The 442-nt window shown below is 59.5% G+C and carries 1 protein-coding gene; it reads left to right on the top strand.

Translation table 11 applies throughout. The annotated features are described in order from the left end of the window. Window positions 1-442, top strand: a 442-nt coding sequence (locus IAE40_RS25570; RefSeq protein ID WP_200604070.1) for an immunoglobulin-like domain-containing protein, incomplete at both ends; no start/stop codon positions are given.

The raw sequence follows: 442 nt of genomic DNA, 5'->3' as shown, positions 1-442 counted from the left end.
CGCCAGTGTTCCAGGCAAAACCTTCGAGAACCTGGAGCTCGGCGGCTCGGCCACCGTTCAGATCGCCGATACCGAAAGTGAAGTCATCGCGACCCTGACTGCCGACAAGACTACTGTCAGCGAAGGCGGCGAGATCACTTACACCGTGACACTGACCAACGCTCAGGGCTTGGATGTCAAAGGCCACAATGGTCTGGTCTTCACGCTCTCGGACGGCACAAAAGTTACCGTTCCAGCGGGCAGCGCCACCGGCACTATCACCATCCATGCGCCGGATGACGTCTACGTTGGCGGCCAGCCTTCGATCGTCAACAAACTCGAAGGCGTTACTGGCGCAGATAACTTCGAGAAGCTGACCCTGGGTGACGGCACCGTCACCACTATTGTGACTGACGAGCCGGGTACCGGTACGCCAGGCACCGGCAACGAAGGCGACAAGGTC

This window comes from Pseudomonas sp. S44, from assembly GCF_016624805.1.
Lineage (GTDB): Bacteria > Pseudomonadota > Gammaproteobacteria > Pseudomonadales > Pseudomonadaceae > Aquipseudomonas > Aquipseudomonas machongensis.
The sequence above is the reverse complement of the archived record's forward strand: the minus strand, read 5'-3'. Positions and strand labels throughout refer to the sequence as shown.